The organism is Nonomuraea cavernae, assembly GCF_040655715.1.
Lineage (GTDB): Bacteria > Actinomycetota > Actinomycetes > Streptosporangiales > Streptosporangiaceae > Nonomuraea > Nonomuraea cavernae_A.
The window spans coordinates 320,840-346,900 of record NZ_JBFAKL010000001.1 but is presented as its reverse complement, the minus strand read 5'-3'; the positions used below and the strand labels follow the sequence as shown (position 1 = coordinate 346,900).

At 69.9% G+C, this 26,061-nt stretch carries 29 protein-coding genes; 11 read left to right on the top strand and 18 right to left on the bottom strand.

Translation table 11 applies throughout. The features are described from left to right. Positions 1-328: 328 nt before the first annotated feature. On the top strand, positions 329-532 hold the full coding sequence (locus AB0I38_RS01630) for a cold-shock protein (protein WP_014179498.1): 204 nt from the start codon (positions 329-331) through the stop codon (positions 530-532). Positions 533-597: 65 nt separating this feature from the next. Here the strand turns inward: AB0I38_RS01630 and AB0I38_RS01625 are convergent, their stop codons facing one another. After that, complete coding sequence (locus tag AB0I38_RS01625; protein WP_358460147.1) at positions 598-960, bottom strand: MerR family transcriptional regulator; 363 nt, start codon at positions 958-960, stop codon at positions 598-600. A 455-nt stretch (positions 961-1,415) separates the two neighbouring features. Between AB0I38_RS01625 and AB0I38_RS01620 the strand changes: the two genes are divergently transcribed. Then, positions 1,416-2,567 (top strand): acyl-CoA dehydrogenase family protein, encoded by a 1,152-nt coding sequence (locus AB0I38_RS01620; protein ID WP_358460144.1) that lies wholly within the window; start codon positions 1,416-1,418, stop codon positions 2,565-2,567. 247 nt (positions 2,568-2,814) lie between these two features. Here the strand turns inward: AB0I38_RS01620 and AB0I38_RS01615 are convergent, their stop codons facing one another. The 5 genes from AB0I38_RS01615 to AB0I38_RS01595 form a co-directional block, all read right to left on the bottom strand. Further along, positions 2,815-2,964, bottom strand: coding sequence for a GPGG-motif small membrane protein (locus AB0I38_RS01615; RefSeq protein WP_189122083.1), 150 nt, complete (start codon positions 2,962-2,964; stop codon positions 2,815-2,817). A 54-nt stretch (positions 2,965-3,018) separates the two neighbouring features. Continuing rightward, on the bottom strand, positions 3,019-4,197 hold the full coding sequence (locus AB0I38_RS01610) for an AI-2E family transporter (protein WP_358460141.1): 1,179 nt from the start codon (positions 4,195-4,197) through the stop codon (positions 3,019-3,021). A 61-nt stretch (positions 4,198-4,258) separates the two neighbouring features. Continuing rightward, positions 4,259-5,443, bottom strand: coding sequence for an FUSC family protein (locus AB0I38_RS01605; RefSeq protein WP_358460138.1), 1,185 nt, complete (start codon positions 5,441-5,443; stop codon positions 4,259-4,261). Positions 5,444-5,498: 55 nt separating this feature from the next. Next, positions 5,499-6,035 (bottom strand): NUDIX hydrolase family protein, encoded by a 537-nt coding sequence (locus AB0I38_RS01600; protein ID WP_358460135.1) that lies wholly within the window; start codon positions 6,033-6,035, stop codon positions 5,499-5,501. A 70-nt stretch (positions 6,036-6,105) separates the two neighbouring features. Further along, positions 6,106-6,432 carry a helix-turn-helix transcriptional regulator gene (locus AB0I38_RS01595; protein WP_358460132.1) on the bottom strand — a complete coding sequence of 109 codons (327 nt, stop codon included), beginning with the start codon at positions 6,430-6,432 and terminating at the stop codon, positions 6,106-6,108. 233 nt (positions 6,433-6,665) lie between these two features. Here AB0I38_RS01595 and AB0I38_RS01590 point away from each other — a divergent pair, with 233 nt between their 5' ends. From AB0I38_RS01590 to crcB (AB0I38_RS01575), 4 genes are all read left to right on the top strand, one after another. Beyond that, a complete protein-coding gene (locus tag AB0I38_RS01590; protein ID WP_358460129.1) occupies positions 6,666-7,031 on the top strand; it encodes an STAS domain-containing protein in 366 nt (121 codons plus the stop codon). A 161-nt stretch (positions 7,032-7,192) separates the two neighbouring features. After that, positions 7,193-7,702, top strand: coding sequence for a fluoride efflux transporter CrcB (gene crcB / locus AB0I38_RS01585; protein ID WP_358460126.1), 510 nt, complete (start codon positions 7,193-7,195; stop codon positions 7,700-7,702). Continuing rightward, complete coding sequence (locus AB0I38_RS01580) at positions 7,699-8,049, top strand: DUF190 domain-containing protein (RefSeq protein ID WP_358460123.1); 351 nt, start codon at positions 7,699-7,701, stop codon at positions 8,047-8,049. Before crcB (AB0I38_RS01585) ends, AB0I38_RS01580 begins: the two co-directional genes overlap by 4 nt. After that, complete coding sequence (crcB, locus tag AB0I38_RS01575) at positions 8,046-8,414, top strand: fluoride efflux transporter CrcB (protein WP_358460121.1); 369 nt, start codon at positions 8,046-8,048, stop codon at positions 8,412-8,414. The genes AB0I38_RS01580 and crcB (AB0I38_RS01575) overlap by 4 nt, the downstream gene beginning before the upstream one ends. Before the next feature lie 214 nt (positions 8,415-8,628). Here the strand turns inward: crcB (AB0I38_RS01575) and AB0I38_RS01570 are convergent, their stop codons facing one another. From AB0I38_RS01570 to AB0I38_RS01525, 10 genes are all read right to left on the bottom strand, one after another. Continuing rightward, the gene (locus AB0I38_RS01570; protein WP_358460118.1) at positions 8,629-9,642 is read right to left on the bottom strand and encodes a bZIP transcription factor; all 1,014 of its coding nucleotides are present in this window, start codon (positions 9,640-9,642) and stop codon (positions 8,629-8,631) included. Further along, on the bottom strand, positions 9,639-9,971 hold the full coding sequence (locus tag AB0I38_RS01565; protein WP_358460115.1) for a hypothetical protein: 333 nt from the start codon (positions 9,969-9,971) through the stop codon (positions 9,639-9,641). Before AB0I38_RS01565 ends, AB0I38_RS01570 begins: the two co-directional genes overlap by 4 nt. 74 nt (positions 9,972-10,045) lie before the next feature. Further along, positions 10,046-10,432, bottom strand: coding sequence for a YbaB/EbfC family nucleoid-associated protein (locus tag AB0I38_RS01560; protein ID WP_358460112.1), 387 nt, complete (start codon positions 10,430-10,432; stop codon positions 10,046-10,048). A gap of 526 nt (positions 10,433-10,958) precedes the next feature. Further along, positions 10,959-11,282 carry a DUF3040 domain-containing protein gene (locus AB0I38_RS01555; protein ID WP_358460109.1) on the bottom strand — a complete coding sequence of 108 codons (324 nt, stop codon included), beginning with the start codon at positions 11,280-11,282 and terminating at the stop codon, positions 10,959-10,961. Between the two features lie 64 nt (positions 11,283-11,346). Further along, positions 11,347-13,026 (bottom strand): aa3-type cytochrome oxidase subunit I, encoded by a 1,680-nt coding sequence (gene ctaD, locus AB0I38_RS01550; RefSeq protein ID WP_358460773.1) that lies wholly within the window; start codon positions 13,024-13,026, stop codon positions 11,347-11,349. Positions 13,027-13,387: 361 nt separating this feature from the next. Next, positions 13,388-14,410 (bottom strand): branched-chain amino acid ABC transporter permease, encoded by a 1,023-nt coding sequence (locus AB0I38_RS01545; protein ID WP_358460106.1) that lies wholly within the window; start codon positions 14,408-14,410, stop codon positions 13,388-13,390. Further along, positions 14,407-15,267 (bottom strand): branched-chain amino acid ABC transporter permease, encoded by an 861-nt coding sequence (locus AB0I38_RS01540; protein ID WP_358460103.1) that lies wholly within the window; start codon positions 15,265-15,267, stop codon positions 14,407-14,409. The genes AB0I38_RS01545 and AB0I38_RS01540 overlap by 4 nt, the downstream gene beginning before the upstream one ends. 25 nt (positions 15,268-15,292) lie before the next feature. Further along, positions 15,293-15,952 carry an ABC transporter ATP-binding protein gene (locus tag AB0I38_RS01535; RefSeq protein ID WP_358460100.1) on the bottom strand — a complete coding sequence of 220 codons (660 nt, stop codon included), beginning with the start codon at positions 15,950-15,952 and terminating at the stop codon, positions 15,293-15,295. After that, a complete protein-coding gene (locus AB0I38_RS01530) occupies positions 15,949-16,704 on the bottom strand; it encodes an ABC transporter ATP-binding protein (protein WP_358460097.1) in 756 nt (251 codons plus the stop codon). Before AB0I38_RS01530 ends, AB0I38_RS01535 begins: the two co-directional genes overlap by 4 nt. Positions 16,705-16,707: 3 nt before the next feature. Then, positions 16,708-17,898 carry an ABC transporter substrate-binding protein gene (locus AB0I38_RS01525; protein ID WP_358460094.1) on the bottom strand — a complete coding sequence of 397 codons (1,191 nt, stop codon included), beginning with the start codon at positions 17,896-17,898 and terminating at the stop codon, positions 16,708-16,710. Between the two features lie 94 nt (positions 17,899-17,992). Between AB0I38_RS01525 and AB0I38_RS01520 the strand changes: the two genes are divergently transcribed. From AB0I38_RS01520 to AB0I38_RS01505, 4 genes are all read left to right on the top strand, one after another. After that, complete coding sequence (locus tag AB0I38_RS01520) at positions 17,993-18,829, top strand: PaaX family transcriptional regulator (protein ID WP_358460091.1); 837 nt, start codon at positions 17,993-17,995, stop codon at positions 18,827-18,829. A 72-nt stretch (positions 18,830-18,901) separates the two neighbouring features. Next, on the top strand, positions 18,902-20,404 hold the full coding sequence (locus AB0I38_RS01515) for an acyl-CoA synthetase (protein WP_358460088.1): 1,503 nt from the start codon (positions 18,902-18,904) through the stop codon (positions 20,402-20,404). Positions 20,405-20,441: 37 nt separating this feature from the next. Then, on the top strand, positions 20,442-21,542 hold the full coding sequence (locus AB0I38_RS01510; RefSeq protein ID WP_358460085.1) for a 5-methyltetrahydropteroyltriglutamate--homocysteine S-methyltransferase: 1,101 nt from the start codon (positions 20,442-20,444) through the stop codon (positions 21,540-21,542). A gap of 48 nt (positions 21,543-21,590) precedes the next feature. Then, complete coding sequence (locus tag AB0I38_RS01505) at positions 21,591-21,944, top strand: hypothetical protein (RefSeq protein ID WP_358460082.1); 354 nt, start codon at positions 21,591-21,593, stop codon at positions 21,942-21,944. A gap of 61 nt (positions 21,945-22,005) precedes the next feature. On the opposite strand, the gene AB0I38_RS01500 is transcribed toward AB0I38_RS01505, so the two are convergent. Beyond that, a complete protein-coding gene (locus AB0I38_RS01500; RefSeq protein ID WP_358460079.1) occupies positions 22,006-22,473 on the bottom strand; it encodes a MarR family winged helix-turn-helix transcriptional regulator in 468 nt (155 codons plus the stop codon). Between the two features lie 81 nt (positions 22,474-22,554). On the opposite strand from AB0I38_RS01500, the gene AB0I38_RS01495 reads away from it, so the two are divergent. After that, positions 22,555-24,651 (top strand): MMPL family transporter, encoded by a 2,097-nt coding sequence (locus AB0I38_RS01495; protein WP_358460076.1) that lies wholly within the window; start codon positions 22,555-22,557, stop codon positions 24,649-24,651. A gap of 17 nt (positions 24,652-24,668) precedes the next feature. On the opposite strand, the gene AB0I38_RS01490 is transcribed toward AB0I38_RS01495, so the two are convergent. Then, on the bottom strand, positions 24,669-25,832 hold the full coding sequence (locus tag AB0I38_RS01490; RefSeq protein ID WP_358460073.1) for a pyridoxal phosphate-dependent aminotransferase: 1,164 nt from the start codon (positions 25,830-25,832) through the stop codon (positions 24,669-24,671). Positions 25,833-26,061 lie beyond the last annotated feature (229 nt).

The following is a 26,061-nucleotide window of genomic DNA, read 5'->3' as shown; positions in this document are numbered from 1 at the left end:
CCATCCCCTGCGGGGCCGGCCTTCCCCGTGGCCGGCCCCGCCCGCCATCCTGACCAGCCCGCTGTCCCGATCCGTACGCCGCCCCAACCCGTACGGCGGGCCACTGTGAGGAGGCGAGCGGGGGCATCAAGGCTTTGCTCCGTGCACGGCGGGGCGCGTGCTAGACTCAGGATCAGTTGCAGTTTTGGTACCCATGAACTTTGTGTGCGCCTGGCGAATGTAACCCAGGCGCATTTTGTTTTGCCGGTCATTTCCGGATGGGTCATGGCGGCGACGTGGGATCCGTGAAGTGCGGATACCAGCTCTGCGCCTATCGAAGGAGAATGACATGGCGACTGGCACCGTTAAGTGGTTCAACGCTGAAAAGGGCTTCGGCTTCATCGAGCAGGACGGCGGCGGCGCCGACGTCTTCGCTCACTACTCCAACATCGCCGCTCAGGGCTTTCGCGAGCTCCACGAGGGCCAGAAGGTGAGCTTCGACGTCACGCAGGGCCAGAAGGGCCCGCAGGCCGAGAACATCGTTCCCGCCTGACGCGACGCACCACCTCGAGCCGGGGTCCGGACCTGAAAAGGTCTGGGCGCCGGCTCGTTCGGTTTTCAGGACCCCGTCGCCGGCGGCTCGGGGAGATCGTGGAAGTCGCGAAGCTCGCTGTTGGCGCGCTGGGCGTCGGCGAGCTGGTCTTCCAGGATGATGATGCGGCAGGCCGCCTCCAGGGCGGTGCCCTGGTCGATGAGCTCGCGGACGCGGGCGGCGAGCCGGAGCTGTCTGCGTGAGTAGCGGCGGTGGCCGCCCCCGGACCGCTGTGGCGAGATCAGCTCAGCGCTGTCCAGGGTGCGCAAGAAAGCCTGGGTGACACCCAGGATCTCCGCTGCCCGGCCCATGCTGTAGGCCGGGTAGTCCTCATCTTCGAACTTGTCGTCGGGGAAGTTGCCTGGCGACTCCGCTTGGGCTTGATCCATCTAACCTTCCGTAACGCGGACGGGGGCCCGGTGCATGCACCGGGCCCCGAGAGGTTCAACACCATCCGCCGGCCACTGGGCCGGCTCCTTGTGTCCGCGTCATCCCCGAAGGGACGGCACGCGGGGATCGCGTAAGCGAGACCGTAGACCACCTTCCAATCTGTGGGACCTGCGGTGACCCGGCGCGGCGCTATGGCCGCCGACGGGCGATCCTGATGGCGCTCAACCGCTCCCTTCTCTTTCTTTCCACTTCACTGGCAAGACTTAGGCGGCCCGTGTGGCCGCTCACCGAGGACTTTCTCTCGTTGCTTCGTTAGGAACTCTACCGATGACGGCTGCGCATGTCTACATCGGGTGCTACAGATTTTCTTCGTCTCGCAGGAAAGAGCCGGGGTCGATTGGCCGGGGCATCTGAGGGCACGTGATCAGCCTGTCTACCGTCAGGAGAGACCGCCGTGCACACAGGTGACTTCTACGACTACTTCGAGCTGCTTGAGGACGACGAGAAGAAGACCGTCCTGCGCGTCCGCGAATTCATGGAGCGGGAGGTCGCGCCCATCGCCGACGAGGCGTGGACCAACGCGAAGTTCCCCCACCACCTGATCCCCAGGTTCGCCGAACTCGACATCGCCGGCCTGCCGTACCGGGGGGCACGCAGCCTGCTGACCGGATTCGTGGTGCTGGAGATGAACCGCGTGGACCCGTCGATGGGCACGTTCTTCGGCGTGCACAACGGCCTGGCCATGGGCAGCATCGCCCGGCTGGGCTCGGACGAGCAGCAGGAGAGATGGCTGCCGCCGATGAGCGAGATGACGAAGATCGGGGCGTTCGCCCTGACCGAGCCCAAGGGCGGATCCGACGTGGCGGCCGGCCTGCGCACCACGGCGCGACGCGATGGCGACAGCTGGGTGCTCAACGGCGCCAAGCGCTGGATCGGTAACGCCACCTTCGCCGACCTCATCGTGGTCTGGGCCAAGGACGAGGCGGACGGGCAGGTCAAGGGGTTCGTGGTGGAGAAGGGCACGCCGGGATTCACCGCGACGCGGATCGAGAACAAGATCGCCCTGCGGACCGTGCAGAACGCCGACATCACCCTGACCGGCTGCCGCGTGCCCGACGCCAACCGGCTGCCAGGCGCCTCCACGTTCCGGGACACCGCGGCGATCCTGCGCCAGACGCGGGGAGGGGTGGCCTGGCAGGCCGTCGGCTGCATGATGGGCGCCTACGAGCGGGCCCTGTCCTACGCCAAGGAGCGCGAGCAGTTCGGCCGTCCCGTGGCGGGCTTCCAGCTGGTGCAGGACCTGCTCGTACGGATGCTCGGCAACGTCACCTGCTCGCTCGGCATGGTCGTACGGCTGGCGCAGCTCCAGGACGCGGGCGTCTACAAGGACGAGCACTCGGCGATGGCCAAGGCGTTCTGCACGGCCAGGATGCGTGAGGCCGTGGGCTGGGGCCGGGAGATCATGGGCGGCAACGGCATCGTCCTCGACTATGGCATGGGCAGGTTCGTGGCCGACTCGGAGGCGATCTACTCCTACGAGGGCACGCGCGAGATCAACACCCTGATCGTGGGCCGCGCGATCACCGGCCTCGGCGCCTTCGTCTGACCCCGACTCGTTCGAGCCCGACTCGTTCGAGCCCGACTCGTTCGAGCCCGACTCGTTCGAGCCCGACTCGTTCGAGCCCGACTCGTTCGAGCCCGGACGTTCGGGCCTGAGCGTTCGAGCTTGAGCGTTCGGGCCTGAGCGTTCGAGGACGTGCTGGCCGGACATGCCGGACCGCGCCTGGAACGGCTCATCCAGGCGCGGCGCCGGCGACTCGTGCCCCGGTCTGAGTGCGGCCGGGGCACGAGGGTCAGACGTTGAAGATGCTCACTCCTCCGGGGCCGACCAGCAGCCCGAGAACGATGAGGACGATGCCCCACAGAATGTCGCGGCGTGCGATGAGCACGTAGACGCCGGCGATGACCAGTACGACGGCCAGGATCCACAGCAATGTAGCCATGACGTTCTGCTGCCCTGAGCTTGAGGGGTAAACCTCAGGAGGGCAATGCCCAGGTCAGTGGCGTTCCTGCCGGGGCAGCACGACCTCCGCCGTGATCAGCTGGAGCGCGGCGGCTGCCGGGATGGCGAGCAGCGCGCCGACGACGCCGAGCAGGGTGCCGCCGATCAGGGCGGCGACGATGGTGGTGGCGGCCGGCACGTCCACGGACGACTTCATCACCCGCGGCGCGATCAGGTAGTTCTCGATCTGCTGATAGACGATGAAGAACACCAGCGTGGCGATGGCGACCGGGAACGACACGAAGAGGGCGACCAGCGTGGCCACGGCCGCCCCGATCCCGGCTCCGATCAGCGGGATCAGGTCGGTGATCGCCACGATGATGGCCAGTGCCAGGGCGTAGGGCACTCCGGCGATCGACAGGAACACGAACGACGTCACGCCGGCGATCAGCGAGATCAACAGGTTGCCGGCCACGTAGCCGCCGACGCGCTGGAAGATCTCGTCGCCCAGCATCTGCACGCGGGGCCGCCGGCTGCGGGGGATCAGCCGGTAGCCGTACCTGGTGATGGAGGGCAGCGCGGCGAGGAAGTACAGCGTCAGGATCAGCGCCGTGATGGCGGAGAAGACCGCGCTGACCAGCAGGGTGGCCGCGCCGAGCAGCCCGCCGAAGAGCTGCTGTCCCAGGTTGCCGCTGAGCAGGTACTCCTGCGCCCGCTCCAGCAGCCCGTAGCGCTGGTCGAGCTCGCGCACCTGCGGGTTGTTCTGCAACTGCGTGACGTACGTGGGCAGCTGCTCGACGAACTGACCGGCCTGTTGCGACAGCGCGGGCACGGCGGTCAGGGCGAAGAGGACGAAGAAGGCGATCACCGTGACGAACACGATGGTGATCGCGAGCACGCGGGACAGGCCGCGTTCCTCCAGCCATTCCACGAACGGGTTCAGCCCGACGGCGAGGAACAACGACACCACGATCAGGATCAGCACGGAGACGGTGGAGGCCAGCGCCTGGACCAGCAGCCAGGCGGTCAGCACACCGAGGGCGGCGTTGAAGCCGAACAGGAACGGATTGCCGCCGGCGAAGGGCCGGCCAGGCCGGCCGAAGGGCGGCTGCGTTTCGGCTCGGGAGGCTCCCGAGCCTCCGGAGGCTCCGGAGGCGGGCGCGTCGCCGCCGGACGACGCGACGTGCGGCGAGGTCTTCGGCGCAGGGGGGTTCGGCGCGGGGGTTTCCGACACGGGGGGCTCCTTGGGCTGACCGGCCATCCACTGCCCCGCAGAGCCGGTTCTAGCCGTGCCATCACAGGCCCGGAGCCGCCTCGGGTTCGCCGGCGAGCAGGGCCATGATGCGGTGGGCGTCGGTGAGCAGGCTGCCACTGATCGCCCAGCCGGCGGGGTGGTCGACCTCGCCGGCCTGGATCTCGCTGGTCATCCGCTCGTGGATGCGGGTGGCCTGCGTGTCGGCCTGCGACAGCAGCTCGCGGACCCGTTCGGGGTCGTCGCCGTGATGGATGTGGCTGGTCAGCAGGTCGGCGATCAGGTCGAGCAGGTCGGCGTAGTCGCGGGCGTAGGCGTCGCTGAGGTCGGACGGGGCCGGCTGCGAGGTCCCGGCTCGTTCGAGATGGGTCAGGGCGTGGACGATGGCGTGGAGGTGCACGCCGATGCCGGTCATGGTGCGCAGCAGCGCGGCGTGGTCACGGTCGGCCTGGCGGCGCAGGCGGCGTAACTGGTAGTGGCGCAGGTTGTAGCGGCGGCTCTCGGCGCTGTCGGCGACGGCGGTCCTCGCCTCGGCCAGCCGGGAGTCCAGCCGGGCGGCCTGGCGTTCCCACTCGGGGGCGCCGGACAGGTCCCAGCCCTCGCGCAGGCTCTCGGCCATGTCGCGCAGCAGGTCCGCCTGGTGTTTGGCCAGGCGGCGGAAGGCCAGGTCGGGGCGCTCGCGGTAGAGCGGCGGCCACAGCACGGTGTTGACCACCGCACCGCACAGGGCGCCCACGGCGGTGGCGATGATGTAGGCGAGCAGATAGCGCTCCTGGGAGGCGGCGCCGAAGGAGAGCATGAGCACGGCGGTGGTGGCCACGTCGGTGCCGTGCCGTCCCATCCGGTGCCAGCGCGCGGCGACCAGCGCGGGCGGGATCACCAGGATGAGGCTGAGCGCGCTCAGGCCGAGCAGGTGCCCGATGCTGCCGGCCAGGATGACGCCCGCGGCGACCGCGCTGACCCGGCGCAGCCCGTTGGTCAGCGTCTGGTAGACGGTGGCGTGCACCATGATCACCGCGGTCGCCGGGGCGAACCAGATGCTCTCGCGTGGCAGCAGCCGGTCGGCGAGGAACCAGGCGAGTACCGCGGCCAGGGTCGCCTTGGCGACCTGGCGCACCTGGAGCCGTTGCTGCGAGCCCGGGCGGCCGAGTCCCCTCAGCTGGGTGCGGATGTAGCCGAGTTCGTGGCGTACGGTTTGCCGCAGGTGACCGAGCCAGCGAGCGCTCATATCGCGACATTTCATGATAGATCGGCTAGATGCAAGCCGCCGCCGTGCGTGACTCTCAGGTGAGCCGGCCGACGTGGGCCAGCGCCTGCTTCAGCAGGACGCCCTGACCGCCGGCCATCTCCTCCTGCACCATCGGGGAGCACGCCTCCTCCGGTGTGAACCAGACCAGGTCGAGCGCGTCCTGGCGGGGCCGGCAGTCACCGGCCACCGGGACGATGTACGCCAGCGACACGGCATGCTGGCGCGGATCGTGGTAGGGCGTCACGTCGCGTGACGGAAAGTATTCGGCGATGGTGAACGGCTGCGGCGACGCCGGCACGTGCGGCAGCGCCACGGGGCCGAGATCCTTCTCCAGATGGCGCAGCAGCGCGTCGCGCACGCGCTCCTGGTGCAGCACCCGCCCCGAGACGAGGGCCCGGCTGACCGCCCCGTCGGAGGAGATCCGCAGCAGCAGGCCGACATGGGTCACGACCCCGGTGGTGTCGACCCGCACCGGCACGGCGTCCACATAGAGGATCGGCATCCGTCCCCGCACCGACTCGAGCTCCTCGGGAGCGAGCCATCCGGGCCGGGTCTCGGTATCTTCGATCATTCGTCGATCGTACGTGCAGGTCCGGCCGGAGCGATGAGGTGGGGAGCCGGGAGGCGGCGGGCCGGCGCGGTCACCGCTGGTCGCCCGGCGGCTGCTCGTCGTCCTGGAGATCCCGATGGGTGAACATGTCGATCAGCACCTGCACCGGGACATCGGCCTCCGTGGGATGGCGGAAATGCTGGCGAGGGTCGATGCTGTAGTTGTTGCGCCGTCCGATCCGGATGCGTTGCAGGTAGCCCGCGTCCTCCAGGTCGGTGACGATGCCCTGGGCCGCTCGTTCGGTGATGCCGATGGCGGCGGCGATGTCCCGCACGCGAGCTTGCGGGTCACCCGCGATCACGAGCAGGACACGAGCGTGGTTGGTCAAGAACGTCCAGGAGGATGGCGTTTCCGGCATCTTGCCCTCGGGTGGAATTTCGGGTCTTCGTCGCAGGACCTGAGGCCCATACCTGAAGACTTTATACTGAAAAATTCTTCCGGTAATCTTATTCCGACGTTACCGTTGACGAGGACCCCCGTCCCCGTTCGAAGGGGCCGACCTTGAACATCGAGATTTCGCATGGCAGGCGCTTGCCGCGCCCGATCGGCACGTCCGCGAGCACCGACGAGCTGGTTGTTTAGGTGCGCGGCATGATGACGACGGACAGTGACGACGTCGTGCACTCACGGAGTGAGGTCCCCTCCGGCGACGTGCCGGCCGGAGAGCTGCTCTACGTCGACCAGATCCTGCGCGTCACCTGCGCCATGATGGCCGGCCCCACGGTGGTCCGGCTGGTCGGCGAGGTCGACGCCACCAACAGCGGCGCGCTGCGCCGTGCGCTGACCCAGGCCCTGCGGTTGGATCGCCATCTCGTCGTCGACGCGGGCCGGGTCGTCTTCATCGACGTGTCGGGTGTCCGCGAGCTGGCCTCCTTCGTCCAGGAGACCCGGGTGCGCGTGCACAACGTGCCGTCCCAGATGCGCCGCCTGCTGCACATGCTGCGCCTGGGTCTCTGAGCTCGTCGACCGCACACCCCCGCAGTCGCGCGCGGCGGACGGTACGTAGACTTGGTGGACCGCCGGTGATGGATCCCGCCGGGGCGGCCCGCCGCCCGCACCGCCCACGTGGCTGATGGTTCCTGACTCAGGTCAGCGACGCGTGTCCAAGGGGGATGAAGGTGACCTCGCGACCGGCCCACGACCGGCTCGGCGGTTTCCGGGGCCGGTCGGCCAAGGACGTGTTCCAGCTGCCCGCGCGTACGCGTGACAGGCGGGCCACCCGGGTGATCGCGGTCATCGCGCTGGGCGGCGGTCTGGGCAGCGTCGCCCGCTACCTGGTCAGCGAGGCGGTGCCGGTCGCCGCCGGCGGCTTCCCGTGGGGCACGTTCCTGGTCAACGTGACGGGCTGCTTCCTGCTCGGCCTGCTCATGGTCTTCGTCCTGCACGTCTGGCCGCCCACCCACTACGTACGCCCCTTCCTCGGCGTCGGCTTCCTGGGCGGCTACACCACCTTCTCGGCCTTCACCGCCGAGATCGTCCTCCTGGCCGACGACGGGGTCTGGACGCCGACCGACCTCTACGCACTGGACAGCCTGCTGGCCGGGGTGGCGGCCGTCTGGTGCGGGACGGTCCTGGGCCGGGCCGTGGCCGGTCTGCCGCGGCGGCGAGGCGAAGGGAGCGGACGATGAGACTGCACGGCAGCGCGATGCGGCTGACCATCCTGATCGGCGAGGACGCCCAGTACAGACAGCGCCCGCTCTACACCGAGATCGTGCGTCGCGCCCACGACCAGGGAATGGCCGGCGCGAGCGTGTTCCGCGGGATGGAGGGCTTCGGCGCCTCCTCGCTCATCCACACCGACCGCATCCTGTCGCTCAGCGACGATCTGCCGATCGCGATCGTCATCGTCGACAACGAGGACCGGATCGATGAGTTCGTGGCGCAGCTCGACGAGCTGGTCACCGAAGGGCTCGTGATCATGGACCGGGTGGAGGTCTACCGCTACGTCGGCGGGCCGCCGAGGGCGCCCAGGTGACGGTTCTGCTCGTGTTCCTCGGCGGTGCCATCGGCGCGCCGGCCCGTTACCTCATCGACCGCTACGTGCAGAGCCGCCGCCAGGGCGTCTTCCCCTGGGGCACCCTCACGGTCAACGTCCTCGGCTCCCTCGTGCTCGGGTTCCTGCTCGGCATGGGCGCCGGGGCCGGGCTGCCCGAGCAGGTCCTCCTGCTGGTCGGCACCGGGATCTGCGGCGCCCTGACCACGTTCAGCACCTTCGGCTTCGAGACCCTGCGACTGCTGGAGGAGGGGGCGGTCACCGAGGCCGTCCTCAACGCCGTCGGCAGCCTGGTGCTGGGAGTGCTGGCGGCGTTCGGCGGCTACCTGCTCGGCGGGCTGCTCTGAGGCTGGAGGCCGGGGCGTCACCGGCATCCGTCGCCCCCATCCACCCACGCCCCTTCACAACCCTGCTTCACCTGTGGCGGAGTCTTTTCGTGCAATTCCGGCCGACTAGTCTCAACACCCCACCACGCGGGGCACGGCGAGCAGGGCGAGGAGCACGATGACGAGGGGCGACAGCCCGAGGTGTGGCTGACTGGCCGAATCGGGCAACTTTCTTCTACAGATTCCGCCGCTCCGTCGTCTGGGCGATTCTCTTCGATCCGATGCTAACAAGATTGGCATTGATCGCTTTTTCCAGTGACGAGATTTCCCTCTGATGGCTCTGCGATAGTTTCGTCTGCCTATCTAGGAGCTCTCCGTAGCTCTTGGCACTCCAAACGGACATATGGGGATCCCTTATTCTAAGTATCAGCTCTGCGTTCTCCTCTCTCATGCCTTGAATCTCACGCTTGAGGCTTCTTATGGCTTGTCGGAACTGGTGATTCTGTTGTTCTAGATCCTCAATCTCTTTCCCTAGCCTCTTGATCGACTCCTGCGCCGCACGTCGCCGCTGCATTGCTTCGTCCGCCGCTTTGCGCTTTCCAGGGGAGGCCCAACTGGAGGAAAGGCGGGTGCCGCCTTTCGGGGTCGCGCTGGGCGTGGGGCCGTGTCCGGCGAGGGCCAGGCGGGGCTTTGGCCCGAGGTTGGGGAGTTTGTTGAGGATGTCTTTCAACTGGTCGCTGGCGCGGCGGATGGTCTGGGCGACGGTGCCGCGCAGGTGGGTGAAGAGTTTCGTGGTGATGGAGCCGATGGACGTGCGAGCGCGCAGGAGGGCGCTGGTGGCGGCGGCGATCACGCCGACGCCGGTGAAGGCGGCGATGGCCAGTTGCGCGGTGGACCAGCCCAGCCATGCGAGCACGCCCATCTTGGCCAGCTCGATGGCTTGAGCGATGGCCCCCAGCGCGGTGGACCCCCAGTTGGCGATCCTGACCAGTCTGCCGGTATGGCCTTCGGAGGCGAGCGTGTTCCAGTGGCCGGCGAACTCGTCTCTGGTCGCGCCGCTGGTCGCGCTGGTGAACACGGTGGCGGCCTGCTCGGCGCCGGCCAGGCTGGGCGTGGCCTGCCGGGCGAACACGCCGAGGGTGTGCCCCACCTCGCGCAGATGATCCTCGTCCAGGGTGAAGAGGGCGGCGACGCCGCCGCCGATCAGTCCGGCCACCGTCGCGTACTCGGCGGGAATCGTCAAACTCATGTGGCGCCCTTCGCGTGGACCTGCGCCGCGTCGACCTGCGCCGCGGACGCCGCCTCGGCCTGGCGCACGGCCGTCACCGTGTCGGCCATGCCGTCGGCGGTGGCCGCGTAGACCTGCGCGCTACGGTCGGCCGCCTGCGACAGCAGGCCGGTGAACTCTGCCAGCAACACGACCAGCTCCGGATCCTGCTGAGTGCCGCCGCCACATGCCTCCAGACCGGTCCGCAGACCCGTCGCAGCCCCGGCATAGCCTTGGACGCTGCGCGTCATCTCCCCGCAACCACGCTGTGCCGCGTCAAAGGCCATGGACATCCCCGCCTGATCGGTCACCGCTCTCCTCCCCGTTACTCGTCATCTCTTCCGATCCCAAGCCCCGCGCCCCAAGCCAAGCCGTGCACAGCCACTCACAACCGGCCGAACAGCCGGTCCAGGTCGTCCAGCAGGCGCAGGGTGGACTCGCGACCGGGGCCATGAGCGCCGCCCGGCCCACCGGTCTGGCCGTCGCCGACGGCATCGGCGGTGATCTCCCGCTGCTGCCGGGCCAGGTCATCCTGCGCGGCGCCGACCGCCTCGACGATCGCCTCGGCCAGTTCCTCGGAGCCCAGCCGCATCGTCTGCGGCCGGAGGCGCAGCTCGGCCAGCCGGCCGGTCGGACCGACCCGGGCGGCCACCAGCCCTCCGGCGGTCTCGGCGCTGCCCTCGAACTCCGCGATACGCTCCCGCAGCCGTTCCGTCTCCCGCGCGGCGCGGGCGAGCTCGACGTCCAGATCGAAACCACGCGTCCCGTTCAACGATGCCAACATCGGTCCTTTCTTATCCCGTCTCGTGGCCGCCGGTCGGCCGGCTCCCAACGGCCCGCGCACCAGGCACCAAGATCGCTTTCAGAGCGTAGGCGGTCGGTGCGCGCGTGTCGTCAGCCTCAGATCGAGAACCGCATACGCTTTCCGGCGCATGCCGGCACCGTCCGCGTACGTAAGTCATCGACATTCGCGGTACTTCGCCGTCAGAGTCGACCGTCTTGCGCTAAAGTCCCGGCCCCTGTCGCGCGTCCAGCGGAGGCTTTTCGCGCGGCTTTGAACCTCTCGATGGCTCCACCGACGCGACGGTCGCGGGCAGCTTACTTGCCTGGACTCGCAGTCAGACGGTCTCACCCAACTGTTTCGGCCACCCGCTCCAGGCCAAATGAGCTGTCCATACTCGTCGTCGCCGAGTGCGCCGATCCCGTCCCGCGCTTGCTGGAGGTGCTCACGGGCGCGGGACGGACGGACCCGCGAAAGGCCGGAACGCCGGGCTGCTCTGAGGCTGGAGGCCGGGGCGTCACCGGCATCCGTTCGAGCGGGCCGGTGGCGGGTAGGGCGCCACGTACGGGGCTCCGCTGCTGGTGGAGCTGCCCGTACGCGCGGGTGCCGGGCAGGCGCGGCCGGCGTGCAGCACCACGATCACCGGGAGTACGGCCAGCAGGAGCGCGGCGATGAGCACGCAGACCAGCTCCATCCCGCTCACGTGCGAGGAGTACCGGCTCGGGCCCTCCTCGGCGGCCGCGTTGAGCGCGTCGATGCGGCGGGCGAAGGCCTGGTCGCACTCACGCAGGCCCAGCTCGATCTCGGCCAGGATCCGCTGCTCCCGGTGTGACAGGCTCATGGTCCAGGCCCCTTCCAGTGACCCGGGCGCACGCGCCGGCCGATCGCGGGCAGCGGCCGGGTTCTCATGGCCGGTACCTCCTCCCGGGTGCCACGGTGAGCTGCGTGCTGGGGTCGCCGTGCGGATGGCGCAGGTCGAAGGCGGGTCGTTCGGAGCGGATGGGCGGCATCGAGGTGAAGTTGTGCCGGGGCGGGGGGCAGGAGGTGGCCCACTCCAGCGAGTTGGCGAACCCCCACGGGTCGTCCACCTCCACTCTGGGCGCGTGGCGCGCGGTGTGCCAGACGTTGTAGAGGAACGGCAGCGTGGAAAGCCCGAGCAGGAACGCGCCCAGCGACGAGATCTCGTTGAGCGTGGTGAACCCGTCGATCGCGCTGTAGTCGGCGTAGCGGCGCGGCATGCCGATCACGCCGAGCCAGTGCTGGACCAGGAAGGTCGTGTGGAAGCCGATGAACAGCAGCCAGAAATGGATCTTGCCCAGCGTGTCGTTGAGCATCTTGCCGGTCATCTTGGGCCACCAGAAGTAGAACCCGGCGTACATCGCGAACACCACGGTGCCGAAGACCACGTAGTGGAAGTGGGCCACCACGAAGTAGGTGTCGGTGACCTGGAAGTCGAGCGGCGGCGAGGCCAGGATCACCCCCGTGAGGCCGCCGAGCAGGAACGTCACCAGGAAGCCGATCACGAACAGCATCGGCGACTCGAAGGACAGATAGCCGCGCCACATGGTGCCGATCCAGTTGAAGAACTTCACGCCCGTCGGCACCGCGATGAGGAACGTCATGAACGAGAAGAACGGCAGCAGCACCTGCCCGGTGCCGAACATGTGGTGCGCCCAGACGGTCATCGACAGCCCCGCGATGGCGATGGTGGCGCCGACGAGACCGACGTAGCCGAACAGCGGTTTGCGGGAGAACACCGGGACGATCTCGGAGATGATGCCGAAGAACGGCAGCGCGATGATGTAGACCTCGGGATGGCCGAAGAACCAGAACAGGTGCTGCCAGATCATCGATCCGCCGTTGGCCGCGTCGTAGACGTGGGTGCCGAGCTTGCGGTCGGCTTCGAGCACCAGCAGCGCGGCGGACAGCACGGGGAATGCCATCAGCACGAGCATGCCGGTCAGCAGCACGTTCCAGGTGAAGAGCGGCATCCGGAACATCGTCATGCCGGGCGCGCGCATCCCGAGGATCGTGGTGATGAAGTTGACCGAGCCGAGGATCGTGCCCACGCCGGCCAGCACCAGTCCCATGATCCACAGGTCGCCGCCCATGCCGGGGGTGAACACCTTGTGCGACAGCGGTGTGTACGCGGTCCAGCCGAAGTCGGCCGCGCCGCCGTTGGTGAAGAAGCCGGACAACGCGATCAGTCCGCCGAACAGGAACAGCCAGTAGCTGACCGCGTTCAGTCGTGGGAAGGCCACGTCCGGGGCGCCGATCTGCAACGGCATCAGCACGTTGGCGAACCCGGCGAACAGCGGGGTGGCGAACAACAGCAGCATGATCGCGCCGTGCATGGTGAACATCTGGTTGTAGACCTGCTGGCTGACCAGTTGCAGCTCCGGCCGGGCCAGCTCGGCCCTGATGACCATCGCCATGATGCCGCCGACGAGGAAGAAGACGTAGGAGGTGATCAGGTAGAGGTATCCGATGACCTTGTGGTCGGTGGTCGACAGCCAGGCGGCGATCACCCTGCCCCTGCGCGTCCTGGGCGGGGCCGTTGGTGAGGTCGGCGGTTCGTCGGCCAGCGGCTCGTAGATGGTCACCGGGAAACTCCTTCCGCCGCGGTGGCGGGTGTCGCGATCAGCGGCCGTGTGCCGTCCTGAGCGGCTGTCTCGGCACCCTTGACCGGCGACCTGCCGTACGCCGGGGATTACCCCCTCCACCAGGCGCTATGCCTGTGCGTGGGCGCGTCGCCGCAGGGGCGGGCGTTCCCTTCTGGTCAGGTTTTCACCGTCTTGAGAGGTAGGCCCCGACCCGGTGGGGTAACGGCGACACCGCACGCGTGCCTGACGCGCGTGCCTGACGCGCGTGCCTCCGGCGCGGGCCGACGGCCGGGTGGCCTGGGAGGCGGCTTTCGAAAGATCCGGCAAAGATTGCGGCGGCCCGTCAGCGGGACTCGGCGGGAGAGCCGTCCCGTTCCCCCTCCAGCGGCGGCCGGGTCCGGTCGCGACGGGCGGCCAGGCGGCCGGTGATGGCGGGCAGCAGCCCCTGGGGCAGGAAGAGGACGACGACGATGAGGACCAGGGCGTAGACCGCGTACGACAGCACGCTCGGCGCGTACGTCGGCATTCCCGGCACGGTGGCGAGGGTGCTGAGGCCCTGGAGCAGCAGGGTGATCGCGGTCGCCCCGACGACGGCGCCCCAGATCGTGCCGAGCCCGCCGACGACGGCCATGACGATGTACTGGATCGAGATGAGCACCGGGAAGGAGCCCGGCGCGACGTACCCGGTGTAGAAGCAGTAGATGCCGCCGGCCAGCCCGGCGAAGGCGGCCGACAGGGCGAACACGGTCAGCTTGTAGCGGCCGACCGGGATGCCGGAGGACGCGGCGGCCGTCTCGCTGGTGGCCAGGGCCCGCAGCGCGCGGCCGGGCCGCGAGGTGATCACGTTGTGCGTCACCAGCATCACCAGCGCGAGCCCGCCCCAGGTCAGATAAGCGTACGCGGCCGCGCCGCCCATCTCGAACGAGCCGACGCCGAACTGCGGGATGGCCTGCAGCCCGATGTCGCCGCCGGTGAAGTCGAGCTGCCCGGCGAGGGAGAGCAGGATCAGCTGCATGGCCAGCGTCGCGAAGGCGAGGTGGTGGCCGCGCAGCCGGAGCAGCGGCGTGCCGATCACGACGGCGAACACCGCGGCGACGACCGGGGCGGCGACCAGACCGGCCGTCGGCGGGACGCCGCCCAGGCTGAGCAGGGCGGCGGTGTAGGCGCCGATGGCGTAGAAGGCGCCCTGGCCGAGCGAGACCTGCCCGGCGTAGCCCATCAGCAGCGACACCCCGACCGTGACCATCGCGGAGAGGCCGAGCAGGATGTAGACGGCCAGCGCGCTGTCGTCGAGCACCGCGGGCAGGGCGAGCGTCACCGCCGCGACCGGCAGCCCGATCAGCAGCCCCACCGGCGGACGACTCACACGGCCTCCTGGTGGATGGTCGAACGGCGGCCGGCCTGCACGATCATGACGACCAGCATCAGGCCCAGCGCCACCTCCAGCTGGTGTGACCCGTAGCCGTAGCCGGCGGCCATGGTCTCGGCGACGCCGAGCAGCAGCGCGCCGGCGAGCGCGACGACCGGCCGGGTGAGCCCGCCGAAGACGGCGGCGGCGAAGCCGTTGACGATGAGCGTGACGTCGGTGTCGAACGAGATCGGCCGCAGCGGGGTGACCAGCACCCCGGCGAGGCCGCCGAGCAGCCCGCCCAGCGCGAAGGCCAGCAGCCCCAGCCGCCGCACGTCGAGACCGACCACCCGGGCGGCGTACGGGTTGGAGGCGCACGCGGTCAGCGCCTTGCCCAGGTAGGTGCGGCCGAAGAAGAGGGCGAGCAGGACGAACGTCACCGCGGTGACGGCGATGACGAGCAGGTGCTGGGTCTGGATCCGGGCGCCGGCGACGGTCACCGAGCCGGCCAGGCCGGGGGCCGAGCGCGGCTGGTCGCCCCACAGCACGATCTCGACGGCGTACGCGAGGACGCCCACGCCGAGCGTGACGATGAGCGACGACAGCGGCGTGGTGCCCGGCCGGCCGATGGCCGCGAGACCGGTCAGCAGGCCGGCCAGCGCCGCGACCAGCACGGCGGCGACCTCGCTGAGCCCGTGCGGCAGCCCGAGCCCGAGCAGCGAGGAGGCGCAGAGCCCGGCGACCACGGCGAAGGTGCCCTGGGCGAAGTTGACCACGCCGGTGACCCGGTGGATGGCGACCAGCCCGCTGGCGATGAGCGCGATGGCGCACCCGACGGCCAGGCCGTTCAGCAGGTAGCCGAGGAAGGCGCTCACGTGATGGCACCGCCGAGGTAGACGCTCATGTGATGGCACCGCCGAGGTAGGCGCCCGCCACCCGAGGGTCGCCGGCCAGGTCGGCGCAGTCGCCCTCGGCCACCAGCCGCCCCGACTCCAGCACGTACGCCCGCTCGCACAGCTCGAAGGCGAGGCGCGCGTTCTGCTCGATGAGCAGCACGGTCAGGCCCCGCTCCTGGTTCAGCTCGACCAGGTGCCGGGCCAGGCCGGAGGTGACGTTGGGGGCGAGCCCGAGGGACAGCTCGTCGACGACGAGCACCTCGGGACGCGACATGAGGGCCCGGCCGAAGGCCACCATCTGCTGCTCGCCGCCCGACAGCACGCCCGCGCGCCTCGGGGCCAGCTCGGCCAGGCGCGGCAGCAGCGTGTAGACCGGGGCCGGGTCGCGCTGCCCGGAGCGCCAGCCGCCCAGGGCCAGGTTGTCGGCGACCGACAGGTCGGGAAACAGCTGGCGGCCCTCCGGGATGAGCGCCAGCCGGCCCCGTACGGTCACGGTGCCCGAGGCCGGGGTGAGCAGGCCGGCCAGGGTGTTGGCCAGCGTCGACTTGCCCGCTCCGTTGGGGCCGAGCAGGGCGACCATCTCGCCCGGCCGGATCGAGAGGGTGACGTGGTCGAGGGCGGTGGCGGAGCCGTACGCGACGACCAGGCCGGTGACGTCGATCATGACGCCTGCCCGAGGTAGGCGGCGAGCACGAGCGGGTCCGCGCGCACCTCGGCGGGCGGCCCGTCGGCGATGACCTGCCCGAGGTCGAGGACGACGACGCGGTCGGCGAGCCGGGTCACGAAGCCGACGTCGTGCTCGATGAGCAGGATCGTCAGCCCGCTCGCGCGCAGCTCCTCGACCAGGGTCGCGAGCCGCTCGCGCTCGCCGGCGCGCAGGCCGGAGGCGGGCTCGTCGAGCAGCAGCAGCCGGGGTCGCGCGCACAGGGCGCGGGCGAGCTGCAGGGCGCGCTGCTGGCCCATCGGCAGCCGGTCCGCGGGCCGGTCGGCCCACTCGGCCAGGCCCACGCGGTCCAGCGCGAGGCCGGCCTCGTGGGCGATCTCCCGCTCGTCGTGGCGGTGCCGGGGCAGCCGCAGCGCCGCGGAGACGAAGCCGGCCCGGGTGCGGCCGTGCATCCCCACCATGACGTTCTCCCGGACCGTCATGCCGCGGAAGACGCGGGCGCCCTGGAAGACGATGGACATGCCGAGCCGGGCCCGCCGGTGCGGTGCGAGCCGCTCGACCGGGCGGCCGAGAAAGGAGACGCCGCCCCGGTCGGCCGCCAGATGGCCGGTGATCAGGTTGAACAGGGTGGACTTGCCGGCTCCGTTGGGCCCGATGACACCGCACACCTCGCCCTCGCCGACGGCGAGCGTGACGTCGCGCACGGCGTAGACCCCGCCGAAGGAGCGCGAGATCCCGGTGACCGCCAGCACGGGCTACCCCGCGCCGACGGTCTTGGCGAGCTGCGTCCTGGCCCACTCCGTGGGGACGAACTGGCCGTTCTTGACCGTGTTGACGGAGATGTACTCGGGGGACAGCCCGGAGTGGTCGGTGGGGGAGTAGCGGAACCGGCCGTTCGGGGTGACCAGGTCCATGCTTTCCAGCGCCTGCTGGATCTTGGTCTCGTCGGTGCCGCCGGACTTCCTGATCGCCTCGAACAGCAGCAGGCAGGCGCTGTAGCCGTCCTGCGCGAACTGCGGCGGCGGGTAGCCGTGCTTGTCCTGGTAGGGCTTGGCCATCTGGTCGATGATCTGCTTCTGCCGCCCGTCGGGCAGGTGCTCGCCCACCACGCCGATCGCGCTCTGCACGGTCATGCCCTCGGCGGCGGCGCCCATCGGCTCCAGCCAGAGCTTGCTGGCCTGGGACGCGGTCAGGAACAACGGCACCTCCAGCCCGGCGGCCGCGTACTGCTTGGCGGCGGTGACGCCGGGCGCGCCGGAGCCCCAGAAGACCAGCGCCTCGGCGCTCGACTCGCGGACGTGCGTGAAGATCGCGCTGAAGTCGGAGGTCGTGGTCTCGTACGGCTCGTCCACGGCGATCTTCACGTTGTACTTCGGGGCGAGCGCGACCATCGCCTTGTGCCCGGACACCGAGTAGGCGCTTTTGGAGTCCCAGGCCACGGCGACCGTCTTGACGCCGATGGCCTGGATGTACTGCAGGTAGCGCTCGGCGTACATGCTGGACAGGGCCGGCGTGACGAAGACGTACGACTTGATCGGCTCGACCTGCTCCTGGGCCGGCGCGAGCGACAGGTAGGGCATCTTGTCGCGCTGCGCCAGCGGCTCGATGGCCAGCGCCGCGTTGGAGAAGACGGGGCCGATGAGCGCGTCGATCTCGCCCTTGATCTGGTTGTAGGCCACGATGCCCTGGTCGGGCGCGGTCTTGTCGTCGCGGGTGACCAGCTCGACCTTGCGGCCGTTCAGCCCGCCCTGGGCGTTGACCTGCTCGACGGCCAGCTCGACTGCCTTCTTGTCCTCGCTGCCGAGCGGCGTGTAGTTGCCGGTCAGGGAGACGATGAGGCCCACTCTGATCGGATCGGCGGCGCCGGATCCGCCGCTCTCGCCGGTGCCGCCGCACGCGGTGACGGCGAGAAGGAGACAGGCCAGGGACGGGAGAAGCCGGCGCATCCGCACCTCCGGGACCGCGATGTGGCCCTGAATGTAGGCAGGTACATTACAGCTGTCAAGAGAATGCCCAACTTTGAGAGGTCAGGAGACGGACGTGACCGGACGGGCCCGGGACGGCGGGATGCGGCCCCAGTCGGTGATGCTCACCTTCCTCGGCGACCACGTCCACGGCAACGGCATCTGCGTGTTCTCGGGCAGCTTCATCGACGCGTTCGCCAGAGTGGGGATCTCGCAGGAGGCGACCCGCTCCACGCTGACGCGGATGGCCCGCCGCGGGCTGTTGCGCCGTCAGCGGGCCGGTCGCCGCATGTACTTCGGCCTGACCCCGGTGAGCGCGGAGGTGCTCAGGGACGGCGGGCGGCGCATCTGGGACAGCGGGGTGGTCAACGACGACGGCGACGACCGGTGGACGCTGATCGGCTTCTCCCTGCCCGAGTCCTGGCAGCGCCAGCGGCACGAGCTGCGCTCCCGGCTGACCTGGGCCGGGTTCGGCCCTTTGCAGAACGGGTTGTGGATCGCTCCAGGCGAGGTCGACGTCACACGGGTGATCGACGACCTGGGCGCCAACGTGCGCGTCTTCGCGGCCGAGCCCCGGTCGCCCACCGACATGCAGGCGCTGGTCGCCGACGCCTACGATCTGGCCGGGCTGGGGCGGCGCTACCAGGCGTTCCTCCACCGGTGGGACCGGGCGGACCCGATGCCGGAGGCGCCCGACGACCTGGCCCGCTCGCTGGTGCTGCTGACCGAGTGGCTGCAGATCATCCGGGCCGATCCGCGGCTTCCGCTGCGTCACCTGCCGAGCGACTGGCCGGCCCAGAAGGCCCAGCGCGTCTGCCATGCGCTGCACGAGAGGTTCCGGCCGGAGGCGGAGGCGGTCGCGGGCGCGATCCTCGACACGGTCCCGGACCCGCAAAGTTGGGCAGATGAGTGACAGCCGTTGCAGGCTGGCCTAACTTGAGGGCGGGACCGATCTGACCGTCGACCTGACCGTCAAGGAGTGCCGATGCGCAACCAGGGGCTCGGTTCGTGGCCGGCGCGCCGGGCGCGGATGACGCCGGACCGGGTGGCGCTGAGTCACCGGGGAGACCACCGGACCTACCGCGACCTGCGGACCAGGGCCGACCGGCTCGCCCACGCGCTGCGCGGTCTCGGCGTGGGGCGCGGCGACCGGGTCGCGTACCTGGGAGCCAACCATCCGGCCCTGGTCGAGACCTTCTTCGCCGCGGGGCTGCTGGGGGCGGTGTTCGTCCCGCTCAACACCCGGCTGACCGCGCCCGAGCTGAGCTTCGTCGTCGAGGACGCCGGTGCCGGGATCGTCCTGCTCGGCGACGGCCAGGACGGCTCCGGGCTCCCCGGCCGCCACGTCCCGGCCGTTGACTACGAGGAGCTGGTGGCCTCGGGCGCCCCCGGCCCGATCGACGAGCCGGTGGACCGCGACGACCCGTGCCTGATCATGTACACCTCGGGCACCACCGGGCACCCCAAGGGGGCCGTGCTCACCCATGCCAACCTGACCTGGAACGTGGTCAACCTGCTGGTCGACGTGCCGTTCGCGCACGACGAGGTGACGCTGATCAGCGCCCCGTTGTTCCACATCGCCGCCCTGGCCCAGACGCTGCTGCCGAGCGTGCTCAAGGGCGGCCGGGCGATCCTCGAACCGTCCTTCGAGGTGGCGCGCGCCTTCGACCTGATCGAGTCGGAGCGGGTCACCGTGATGTTCGGCGTGCCGTCGATGTTCGGCTTTCTCGCCCAGTCGCCGCGCTGGCCGGCGGCCGACCTGTCCAGCCTGCGCCACCTGCTCTGCGGCGGCGCCCCGGTGCCCATGCCGCTGATCAGGACGTACCAGGAGCGTGGGCTGACCCTCCTGCAGGGCTACGGCATGACCGAGACCGCGCCCGGCGCGTTGTTCCTCGCCGCCGAGCACGCGGCGGACAAGGCAGGCTCGGCCGGCGTGCCGTGCTTCTTCACCGACGTCCGGCTGGTCGCGCCCGACGGCTCCGACGCCGCCCCGGGCGAGCCCGGCGAGGTGTACGTACGGGGCCCCAACGTGATGCCCGGCTACTGGCGGCGCCCCGAGGAGACCGCGAAGGTGCTGTCGCCCGACGGCTGGTTCCGCTCGGGAGACGTCGGGGTGGCGGACGAGGACGGGTACGTCCGCATCTCCGATCGGATCAAAGACATGATCATCTCTGGCGGTGAGAACGTCTACCCCGCCGAGGTGGAGAGCGCCCTGTACGGCCACGCCGCGGTGGCCGAGTGCGCGGTGATCGGCGTGCCCGACGACACCTGGGGGGAGGTGGGCAAGGCGCTGGTCGTGCTGCGGCCAGGCGCGAGGGCGCGGTCCGCCGACCTGCTCGCGCACCTGGACGGCCGGCTGGCCCGCTACAAGATCCCCAAGTACCTGGAGTTCGTCGCCGAACTGCCCAGGAACGCCGCGGGCAAGCTGCTCAAGGCCCCGCTTCGCGTCCGCTACGGTGACCCGGCGGCGTCGACGGCTGATCCCTGACCTCTAGTCGCGACCGACCACGGAGGAGAACATCCCCATGCGTACCTCACCGCCCTTCCGCGCCGACCACGTCGGCAGCCTGCTGCGCCCGCCCGCCCTGCTCCGCGCCCGCGACAGCCTCGCCGGGGAGGCGCTGCGCGAGGTGGAGGACGAGGCGATCCGCGAAGTGGTGCGCCGCCAGGAGGAGATCGGGCTGCGGGCGGCGACCGACGGTGAGTTCAGGCGGGCCTCCTGGCACATGGACTTCATCTACCAGCTCGGCGGCATCGGCCAGGCCGCCGACGAGCACATCACGGTCCGCTTCCACAATCAGCAGGGCGACATCGAGTTCACCCCCGCGGCCCTGCGGGTGCACGACCGGATCAGCCTGCCCCGGCCGGTCTTCGCCGACGCCTTCACGTTCCTGCGCGACACGGCCCGCACCGCGGTGCCCAAGCTGACCATCCCCTCGCCCAGCATGGTCCACTACCGCGGCGGGCCGGCCGCCATCGATCCGGCCGTCTACCCCGACGTCGAGGAGTTCTGGAGCGACCTCAGCGCCGCCTACGCCGAGCAGGTGCGCCGGATCGGCGAACTCGGCTGCACCTACCTGCAGCTCGACGACACCAGCCTGGCCTACCTGAACGACCCGGCCCAGCGCGCCGAGCTGGCCGAACGCGGCGACGACGCCGAGCACATGCACCTGCGCTACATCAAGCAGATCAACGCCGCGCTCGCGGCCAAACCCGAGGGCATGACGGTCACCACCCACATGTGCCGGGGCAACTTCCGCTCCTCCTGGGCCGCTTCGGGCACGTACGACTTCGTCGCCGAGGCGCTGTTCGGCGAGCTGGCCGTGGACGGCTTCTTCCTGGAGTACGACGACGAGCGGTCGGGCGGCTTCGAGCCGCTGAGGTTCGTGCCGCCGGGCAAGACGGTGGTGCTCGGCCTGGTCACCACCAAGACCGGCGAGCTCGAGTCCAAGGACGCGCTCAAGCGCCGCATCGACGAGGCGGCCAAGTTCGTCGACCTCGGCCAGCTCTGCCTGTCGCCGCAGTGCGGTTTCTCCTCCACGGTCGAGGGCAACACCCTCACCGCCGACCAGCAGTTCGCCAAACTGGCCCTGATCGTCGAGACGGCACGGGAGGTGTGGGGCTGACAGGTTTGGCATGCGCGCCTGGCGGTAGCTCGTATGCAGGGGGGAAGCATGAAGGGAATCGTTGTCTCTGGGGTCGGGTTGCTGGCCATCCTCGGGATGGTCGTGGGGTTCGCCTGGGATGGCACTGAACCACGAGAGGTGAGCGAGGACCAGTATCACGTCCTGATGGAGCAGTGCCGCTACGTCGACACCTCAAGCCGGCGGGCCGAATGCCGGGCCGCCGTCAAGGAGGGATACCGCGTCGGCAAGGCCGATCCGACGCTCGACTGCCGCACCTACTCAGGCGTCACCGTGTGCGGCGAGCTCTTGCTGAGCGACGCCGAGAACAAGTGCATACGCCACTCGGTCGACGAGGGACTGCCATACCGCCGGGCCGAAGTGGAGTGCTACATCTTGGCGTGACCGGATGCAACCGGACGGGGGGCCCTGACGAAGGACAGGGCATGAGGTCGAGAGCTGAGGGTCAGGCGGTCGACTGCCGCCTGGCCTTCGCCGTGGCCTCGACGGCGCGGTCGAGAAACCTGCCGATCACCTCGCGCTCCTCCGGGGTGAACTCGTCGATCGCGGTGGCGAGGTGGCGGGCCAGGGGCGTGAAGAACTGCCCCGCCAGCCGGGCGGCCTGCTCGTTGAGCACCACCTCGACCTTGCGCCGGTCGGTGGCGCTGCGGCGGCGTTCGACGTGGCCGACGCCTTCGAGCCGGTTGATCAGGGCCGTCGTGGCGGGCGGGCTGAGGTTGAGCGCGGCGCCCAGGTGCCCGGGGGTGAGCGGGTGGCCGGCGGCGTACGCGTCGAGGATGACCACGAGCGCGTTGAGGTCGGTGCGGTGCAGGCCGTGCAGATCGGCGAAGCGCTCGGCGAACCGGTCGTTCTCCACGTTGAGGCGCCGGATCGCGAACATCAGCTCGGTGGCGTCGGGAATGCGCGCCGTCACGGTCCCCCCTCACTCAACTACGCCTCTAGGGGCATGCTAACGTTCCATCGTAGAAATATTCCATCATGGAAAGAGTTTTACATGTGGCGAGCAGAGCCTAGTAGGTGGGACGCCTTGTGGGGCCGATCGGGTAAGTGGCTCACGATCGTTCTCGCGATCGTGATCTCCGGTCTGGCCCTGGCGTTCGGCGGCGCCGCCAAGGTGAGCACCGACCCGGCAGACTCCCTGCCCAAGGGCGCGGAGTCCGCGGCGGTGGCGCGGCTGCAGCAGGAGTTCCCCAGCGGCCAGGTCCTGCCCGCGCTCGTCGTCTACAGCCGGTCGGGCACGCTGACCGCCGACGACCGCGCCGCCATCGACGCCGACGCCCAGCGGATGGCCGCGCGGGCCGTGGGCGGCAAGGTGCCGCCGCCGGTCATGGCCCCCGACGGTGACGTGGCTCTGCTGACCGTGCCCCTGGCGGGCACGCTGTCCAACAGCGAGCTGTCCGAGGCCGTGGCGCAGGTCAGGGCCGAGGCCCGCGACGGCCTCCCGGCCGGCGCGAAGGTCGAGGTCACCGGCGGCGCCGGGTTCAAGGTCGACCTGTCCTCGGTCTTCAGCGGGGCCAACATCACGCTGCTGGCCGTCACCGCGAGCGTCGTGGCGCTGCTGCTGCTGCTCACCTACCGCAGCCCATGGCTGTGGCTGGTGCCGCTCGCCGTCGTCGGGGTGGCCGACCAGGTCGCCGCCAAGGTCGTCGCCCTGCTCACCAACCTCACCGGGCTGACCGTCGACGACTCCACCCTCGGCATCACCTCGGTCCTGGTGTTCGGAGCCGGCACCAACTACGCGCTGCTGCTCATCGCCCGCTACCGCGAGCAGCTCCGCATCCACGAGGACCGCCACCGGGCGATGTCCGCCGCGGTGCGGTCCGCCGCGCCCGCCATCCTGGCCAGCTCGGCCACCGTCGCCCTGGCGCTGTGCACGCTGCTGTTCGCGCTGTCGCCGTTCAACCGGGCCATCGGCATGGCGGGCGCCATCGGCATCGTGGTCGCCGTGGCCTACGCGCTGGTCGTGCTGCCGGCCGCGATGGTGCTGTTCGGCCGCGGGCTGTTCTGGCCCTTCGCCCCCAAGGTGGGCCAGGCCGACCCGGCGCGCGACGGGGTCTGGCGGCGCATCGGCACCGGGGTCGCCCGCCGCCCGGTCCTCATGTCGCTGGTGAGCGTCGGCATCCTGGCCGTCCTCGCGGTGGGCGCGGTGGGCGTACAGAGTGGGCTGTCGCAGACCGAGCAGTTCCGCGAGAAGGTCGAGGCCATCGCCGGGCAGGAGACCCTGAGCAGGGCCTTCCCGGCGGGCAGCGCGCAGCCGGTGGTCGTGATCGCCCGCGAGCCGGCGGCCGAGGCCGTGCTCCAGGCGGCCAAGGGCGCCCCCGGCGTCTCCACGGCCGCCGTGGCCGAGAGCGGATCCGAGCTCACCAAGATCAACGTCGTGCTGGAGGCCGAGCCCGGCAGCGACGCCAGTCTCACCGCCGTCGAGAAGCTGCGCGAGGCGGTCAAGGCCGTGCCGGACGGGCAGGCGCTGGTGGGCGGCCCCGAGGCCACCGACCTGGACGAGCGGCAGGCCGCCACCCGTGACCAGCTCGTCGTCATCCCCCTGGTGCTCGGCGTGGTCTTGCTCGTGCTGCTACTCCTGCTCAGGTCGGTCGTCGCCGCCGTCACGCTGGTGACGACCGTGATCATCAGCTTCGTGGCCAGCTTCGGGGCCGGGTGGTTCGCCTTCGACCGGTTCTTCGGCTTCCCCGCCATGGACCTCTCGGTGCCGTTGCTGAGCTTCCTGTTCCTGGTCGCCCTGGGTGTCGACTACAACATCTTCCTCACCCACCGGGCCCGCGAGGAGGCCGCCCGTCAGGGCACGCACGCCGGCATCGTCACCGCCCTCGCGGTCACCGGCGGCGTCATCACCAGCGCGGGCATCGTGCTCGCCGCGGTCTTCGCGGTGCTCGGTGTGCTGCCGCTGATCACGCTCACCCAGCTCGGCATCATCGTCGGCTTCGGCGTGCTGCTCGACACCCTGCTGGTGCGCAGCGTGCTGGTGCCCGCCCTGGTCACGCTGATGGGCGAGCGCTTCTGGTGGCCGAGCCGCCCGTTGTCGCTGAGCGCCTCACGGAGGCTCGACAGGGAGCGCCAGCTCCAGAGTTCGTGAGTTCGTGAGGTGGCGGGTCAGGCGGACAGCGGATTGACCGCCCGGTGGTGCAGGCCGACGACGGGCATCTCGTGCAGGCTGCCCGAATACAGGAACTGCGTCATGCCGACCAGCAGCCGCCGCACGTCCTCCTGAGGACGCACCACCAGCCGGAGAAACTGGCTGGTGGTGCCCAGCTTGTTGCCGCACTCGCGGACGTACACGCCGTGCTCGGTCAGCAGGTGGTCGCGCAGCGGCACCCCGTCGTACCCCGGGGGCAGCTTCACCAGCAGGAAGTTGCCCTGCGAGGCGTAGACCGACAGCTCCGGCATGGTGCTGAGCTGCTGGAACATCACCCGCCGGTCCTGGCTGAGGCGCCTCAGGCTCTCCTGGTACTCGCCCATGCACTGCCTCATCAGGAACACCACGACCTCGGCGAACGAGTTGAGGTTCCACTTCGGCAGCGCGTCCCTCACCTTGCCGGCCAGCGCCGGGTTGGCGACCAGGTAGCCGAACCTGATCCCGTGCAGCCCGAAGTTCTTGCCCAGGCTGCGCAGCACGATCACGTTCGGCCGCACCGCCGCCTCGGCGGCCACCCCCGGATACGGCTCGGCGTCCACGAAGTCGCCGAACGACTCGTCCACGATCACCAGGTCCAGGTCGATGAGCTGGTCGAGCAGCCGCAGCACCTCGTGCTTCGGCAGGTAGCCACCGTCGGGGTTGTTGGGGTTGCAGATCACCGCCACGCGCGAGCCGCGCATGCGGATGAAGGACACGTAGTCGTTCACGTCGAGGGTGAAGTTGCGGCTCTCCAGCAGCGGATACATGTCGACCCGCTTGCCCGTCTCCAGCGGCTGGTCGGTCCACCGGCCGAAGGTGGGGATCGGCACCGCCAGGCTGCCGCGCACCAGCAGATGGTCGATCCAGGTGATCAGCTCGGTGGACCCGTTGCCCATGGCGACCGTCTGGGGGTGGAGACCGAAAGTGGAGCAGAGCTCCGCGGTGATCGTGTCCGCGCCACTTGGATAGAACTTGAGGATCGTCTCCAGGTTCCTCCCGAGATGCTCGAATATCTCCGGCGTCGGGAAGTACGGGTTGCACGGGATGCAGAAGTCGACCGGGGCCCGTTGCCCGGAGGATCCGCGCAGCAGTGAGAAGTACGAAGGGCTGTGCGCCTGTGTACGCAAGAGGCTGAGCTCCACGAAACCTCCATGGACGCGAGTCCGGACGTGTGGAGGTACGCGCCCGCGCACCGACCGGTTCAGCCCGACGCCTCCCGTTCTCACCCGACACCTCCGGTTCCGGCGCGTGACAGACCGGAGCGGAAAGATTCCCCCATGTCGGCGGTTCGGTAGTAACCCCCGCACAACGCCCGGAGAGCATGGAAGCGACCCGGATGCGACGCAACCGAGCGCCGCCCGGATCCGAAGG

Excerpts from the sequence above, each read along its gene's own strand:
- AB0I38_RS01630 (WP_014179498.1), top strand. The coding sequence starts at position 329 with ATGGCGACTGGCACCGTTAAGTGGTTCAACGCTGAAAAGGGCTTCGGC.
- AB0I38_RS01590 (WP_358460129.1), top strand. The coding sequence starts at position 6,666 with ATGATGACGACGGACAGTGACGACGTCGTGCACTCACGGAGTGAGGTC.
- AB0I38_RS01570 (WP_358460118.1), bottom strand. The coding sequence starts at position 9,642 with ATGAGTTTGACGATTCCCGCCGAGTACGCGACGGTGGCCGGACTGATC.
- AB0I38_RS01595 (WP_358460132.1), bottom strand. The coding sequence starts at position 6,432 with ATGCCGGAAACGCCATCCTCCTGGACGTTCTTGACCAACCACGCTCGT.
- AB0I38_RS01510 (WP_358460085.1), top strand. The coding sequence starts at position 20,442 with ATGCGTACCTCACCGCCCTTCCGCGCCGACCACGTCGGCAGCCTGCTG.
- AB0I38_RS01495 (WP_358460076.1), top strand. The coding sequence starts at position 22,555 with ATGTGGCGAGCAGAGCCTAGTAGGTGGGACGCCTTGTGGGGCCGATCG.
- AB0I38_RS01555 (WP_358460109.1), bottom strand. The coding sequence starts at position 11,282 with ATGAGCCTGTCACACCGGGAGCAGCGGATCCTGGCCGAGATCGAGCTG.
- AB0I38_RS01525 (WP_358460094.1), bottom strand. The coding sequence starts at position 17,898 with ATGCGCCGGCTTCTCCCGTCCCTGGCCTGTCTCCTTCTCGCCGTCACC.
- AB0I38_RS01580 (WP_358460123.1), top strand. The coding sequence starts at position 7,699 with ATGAGACTGCACGGCAGCGCGATGCGGCTGACCATCCTGATCGGCGAG.
- AB0I38_RS01605 (WP_358460138.1), bottom strand. The coding sequence starts at position 5,443 with ATGAGCGCTCGCTGGCTCGGTCACCTGCGGCAAACCGTACGCCACGAA.
- AB0I38_RS01615 (WP_189122083.1), bottom strand. The coding sequence starts at position 2,964 with ATGGCTACATTGCTGTGGATCCTGGCCGTCGTACTGGTCATCGCCGGC.
- AB0I38_RS01515 (WP_358460088.1), top strand. The coding sequence starts at position 18,902 with ATGCGCAACCAGGGGCTCGGTTCGTGGCCGGCGCGCCGGGCGCGGATG.
- AB0I38_RS01505 (WP_358460082.1), top strand. The coding sequence starts at position 21,591 with ATGAAGGGAATCGTTGTCTCTGGGGTCGGGTTGCTGGCCATCCTCGGG.
- AB0I38_RS01600 (WP_358460135.1), bottom strand. The coding sequence starts at position 6,035 with ATGATCGAAGATACCGAGACCCGGCCCGGATGGCTCGCTCCCGAGGAG.
- AB0I38_RS01625 (WP_358460147.1), bottom strand. The coding sequence starts at position 960 with ATGGATCAAGCCCAAGCGGAGTCGCCAGGCAACTTCCCCGACGACAAG.
- AB0I38_RS01535 (WP_358460100.1), bottom strand. The coding sequence starts at position 15,952 with ATGATCGACGTCACCGGCCTGGTCGTCGCGTACGGCTCCGCCACCGCC.